At 68.7% G+C, this 3,630-nt stretch carries 3 protein-coding genes; all 3 read left to right on the top strand.

Annotation, left to right across the window (positions count from 1 at the left end):
* Positions 1 to 141 precede the first annotated feature (141 nt).
* The 3 genes from ACFXGI_RS38505 to ACFXGI_RS38495 all read left to right on the top strand — a co-directional run bounded on the left by ACFXGI_RS38505 (position 142) and on the right by ACFXGI_RS38495 (position 3,205).
* Complete coding sequence (locus ACFXGI_RS38505; RefSeq protein WP_384717698.1) at positions 142 to 498, top strand: DUF6247 family protein; 357 nt, start codon at positions 142 to 144, stop codon at positions 496 to 498.
* Positions 495 to 785: a hypothetical protein gene (locus ACFXGI_RS38500; RefSeq protein ID WP_384717695.1), complete on the top strand. Its 291-nt coding sequence runs from the start codon at positions 495 to 497 to the stop codon at positions 783 to 785. Before ACFXGI_RS38505 ends, ACFXGI_RS38500 begins: the two co-directional genes overlap by 4 nt.
* Positions 786 to 1,339: 554 nt before the next feature.
* Entirely contained in the window at positions 1,340 to 3,205 is a 1,866-nt protein-coding gene (locus ACFXGI_RS38495; RefSeq protein WP_384717692.1) for a hypothetical protein, read from the top strand.
* Positions 3,206 to 3,630: the final 425 nt, after the last annotated feature.

Below are 3,630 nucleotides of genomic sequence, written 5' to 3'. Positions count from 1 at the left end.
GGGACCCTGTGGGAGAGTAGGACGCCGCCGAACAATCATTGTAGAAAGCCCCGTACCGGGTATCCGGTACGGGGCTTTTCTGCGTTTACGGGCATGTGGCAGAGCCGCTCGCTATCCTGGCCTCGTTCCCCTGGAGGCACGATGGCAGCACAGCACCTCGAAGACGACGGTCCGCTCATCCCCCAGCCGGCCATGACGCGCGAAGCCCTGCGGGACGCCGTGCGCCGGATCGACATGGCGCACCTCGCCGAGTTCGACAGGGAATGCCATGCGGCGTTCGACCGCGCCGCGGAGACGGGCGCCATCAACCCGCTCCGCTTCTTCCTGATCAAGTGGGCCACGCACGTGGCCATCCACCGCCGACCGGCCCGCGCCGCGGCGCTGCTCGAGGCCGAGCGCACCGCCGGCGACCCGGCCGCCACGGAGGAACAGTTCCGGGCGGCGATGGAGACCAGCAGCCGCATCCTGGCCGAGGCCCAGCGGGAGATCGGTCAGTGACCCTGCGGGGCGAGGGAGTGGAGAGCGAGGCCGGCTGGGCCTGGGAGTGCGATCCGAGCCGGCTGTGGGTATTCGGCGACATGCCCGCGGAGCAGCAGGAGCTGGTCGCCGTCGTCATGGAGGGCCTGGTCGACCTCGCGTCGATGGCCATCGACCCCAAGGACGGCAGCCTCTACGAAGACCCCAGCCCCATGCGGCTGCGTACGTACGAGGACGAGCACCTGATGCTCTGGTACCAGACCATCCCCCACCGCAGCCGCGTCTACCTCAAGCGCGTCAACCTCTGACCTCGAAGTTCCCCCGTTCTCTGCTGCTACGATCCGCTCACTTTGCGGGGGGCGCAGAGCAGTTGGCGCAGAAGGCCGCCGTAGACCCCCGCGCGCATCCTGTGGGGGGAACGCACTTGAGAATGCCGCGTGCCGTGGGAGCCGCCGCACTCGCACTGGCCACCTGTATCGGCGCGCTGTGCGCCGTACCGACGGCAGCCGCCGCCGCAGTGTCGGCACCCGGGGGTGAGGCGACAGTCGCGTCGCCGCCGAGCGTATTCGCGCCGTACCTGATACTCCGCGCTGCCGGGACAGGCATGCTGATGTCGGACAGGTACGGCGATGAGCCTTCGTCTTGGCGAAGTGCCGACGGCAGGCGGATGCCGACCGATTGCGGCGTCGGACTGGCCAGGCTCGGTGACGGGGTTGCGTGCGGCGGCACCACGGACCTGAAGATCCGTGACTACGCCACAGGGGCGACCGAATCCATCCCTCGCAGGGAGAATCGGGAGTGGGCCACGGCCTTCTCACCGACCCAGGTGCTGGCCGGCGAGAAGGCTGTAGACGGACGGTACGTGCTGCATCTGCTCGGCCGAGCGAACGAGCCCCGCAAGGACGTACCGGTGACCGGCGTCGGAGCGCTGAGTTCCTATGCCGTGTTGGATTCGGACGCACGGGGTGCCCTCGTCGAATACGGGGGCGCCGGCGCGGAAGGCAAGCACCACGGAATCCTCGACTACGCCACGGCCACGATGAAGGAGCTCCCCGCGGCTTCCGTTGGGGGTGGCACGTACAACCAGGTCGGGCTGGGGTCGAAGTGGATCGCGATGGTCCGATTCGACAAGGCCGTCATGGTGTCCAGGACCGACCCTGCCGTGATCCGTACGGTGGCGATCGACAAGTACCCAGATCGCGTCCGGGCAGTCGGTGACTGGCTGATCGCGGACACCGGGGACCGGGACGACACGGTGGTGACGGCCTACCCGATCGACGGCAGTGCACCGCGACCCGTACTGGATCAGTTGGACGGGTCGTTGGTCCTCGGTGCCGACGGCAGTGCGTACGGCCTCTCCACCGTGAACGGCAGCAGTCGTTGGGCCATCCACCGCATCTCCGCGGGTGACCAGGGTGCCCTGCAGGTACAGGAGGCGTTGGCCGTTCCGCCCCGGCCCACGGACCGGCGGAGCATCGCCATCGCCCAAGGCGACCTCTCCGCGCTGCACGTCGACAGCACTGTGTCCGTCCTGGGATACCGGACCTCGGTTTCGGGTCCCCCGTCGATCACCCAGGCTCCCGTGTGGCGCTGTGAGCGCTCGAAGAGCGATCCCTTCTGCCCCGAAGCCGCCAGCAGGTTCGGCGGAACCGCCGCAACAGGTGACGGCCGGATCGTCGGGATGTCGGCTGAGCCCGTGTGCGCCTTCCCGTGTGCGGTGACGGTACACATCCGGGATGCCCGCACCGGCGGTTCCCACCGGACCGTGAGGCTGCCCGGCGAACTGCAGCACGCCGGCATCGTCAGCGCCTCCGGCCGATATCTGCTGGTGAGTACGACGGTGGACGTGAACGCCGCCCCGAGCTCGATGGTCCTCGACATCGACGCCGGCAAGGTCCTGGACATCAAGCCCGCCCCGGCCGCGGGGCTGTGGGGATCCCTGCTCTGGCAGCCGGAGGGTGACAAGGGCGTCGTGGCGGCCACGGACCTGCGGACCGGCCAGGTCGTCCGCCGTGTCGACCTGGGGTCGGCTTGCCGTCCGTACGAGCTCCAGGCCAATGGCGACTGGTTCTACTCGACCTGCGCCGCTGACGGGGCCGGAGCGGCCGCGTTCCACGTGCCCACGCGGCAGAGGATCCTGCTGCCGTTCGTCGCGGAGCGTCCGCTCGGCCAGGTGCGACTGGGTGACGGCTACGTCGTCCAGGACAAGGCCGGCCTCAGCATCTACAACTTGCGCTCCGGGCAGCCGGTGAAGGAGCACCAGGTCCAGCAGTACGTGGCCGGCTACGGCCTCGACTGGTCCGTCGACCGCTTCGGCGGCCGGCTGGCCCACCTCGACCAGGGCGAGACGATCCACGTCGTCGGGGTCACCGGCGCCGCGTCACCGCTCGCCGTGATCGACCAGAACGTGCCCGGCACCCTCGACGCCAAGAAGGCGGGCAGCCGGCAGGCCCGCTGGTGGCTTTCCAAGCCTGTGTCGTCGTGGAAGCTGATGGCGCGGAACAAGACCTCGGGCATCACGACCGTCGTGCGCAGCGGTGGCGAGACGCGCGGTGCGGTCGACCTGGCGTGGGACGGGAAGGACCAGGCGGGCCGTGTCGTGATGAACGCTGCGTACGAATGGACGCTGCTGGCCACCCCGGCGGACGGCCAGGGAGCCCCGCTCAAGGCGACGGGCTCGGTCACCCTCACCGGGGCCGGCTTCCAGGCGGGACGCGGGCGCCCGTGACGCGGTGCGGGGGGCCTGACGTGCGAGGGTCCCCCGCCGGCCCGGGGCCCTCGCGGGTCCCGGGCCGCGCTCGTTTTGACACCCCGGGGGCCCAGTTGTAGAGTCGAACGGTTGCCTGGAACTGGACAAGTTCGGCAGCCATCCAGCAAGACCCCTCGTGCCCACGGAATCGAATTCTGCGGGTGCGTACTCGACTCCTCATCCAGGAATCCGAAGCCGGGAAATCCGGTGGAAAACTTCTGATAGAGTCGGACTCGCCGGAAAGGGAAACGCGAAAGCGAAGACCTGGAAAGCAAATCCCGCTTCGACCGGGAGTCAGGCCCGAAAGGATCTGATAGAGTCGGAAACGCAAGAACGAAGAGCGAAAGCCCGGAGGAAAGCCCGAGAGGGTGAGTACAAAGGAAGCGTCCGTTCCTTGAGAACTC

The sequence above is a fragment of the Streptomyces sp. NPDC059355 genome (genome assembly GCF_042752335.1).
Taxonomy (GTDB): Bacteria; Actinomycetota; Actinomycetes; order Streptomycetales; family Streptomycetaceae; genus Streptomyces.
Note: the sequence above shows the minus strand (reverse complement) of the source record. Positions and strands in the feature narration are given on the sequence as shown.